This window comes from Nocardia cyriacigeorgica (assembly GCF_010868145.1).
Taxonomy (GTDB): domain Bacteria; phylum Actinomycetota; class Actinomycetes; order Mycobacteriales; family Mycobacteriaceae; genus Nocardia; species Nocardia cyriacigeorgica_D.
This window is the reverse complement of record NZ_JAAGUY010000088.1, coordinates 1-283: the sequence shown is the minus strand read 5'-3', so window position 1 is coordinate 283 and position 283 is coordinate 1. Positions and strand designations below refer to the sequence as shown.

The window sequence follows — 283 nt, the reverse complement described above, 5'->3', positions numbered from 1 at the left end:
GTTTGGTGCCGATCATCGCGCCGGTGAGCCCGCCGATGAAATACGAGGCGAACCGGAAGATCAGCGAGGTCACCACCCACGACGAGATCGCACCGATCAGGCCGATGAGCAGCAGCCACCAGAACGAGGCGTTGAACAGGTCGGCGATCATCCAGCCGAGCCCGAATCCGATGGCCAGGATCCCCAGGTGGACCGACCGGATGCCGTAGAAGCACAGCAGGACGCCGACGACCGCGACCACGATGCCGTTCATCGGCACCCCTTTCGACTGCCGGACCATCAC

Annotated in this window: 1 pseudogene; it reads right to left on the bottom strand. The window is 64.0% G+C overall.

Annotated features, from left to right (window positions below):
• Window positions 1-253: pseudogene (locus GV792_RS28870) on the bottom strand (DUF4203 domain-containing protein); the annotation flags it as partial.
• Window positions 254-283: the final 30 nt, after the last annotated feature.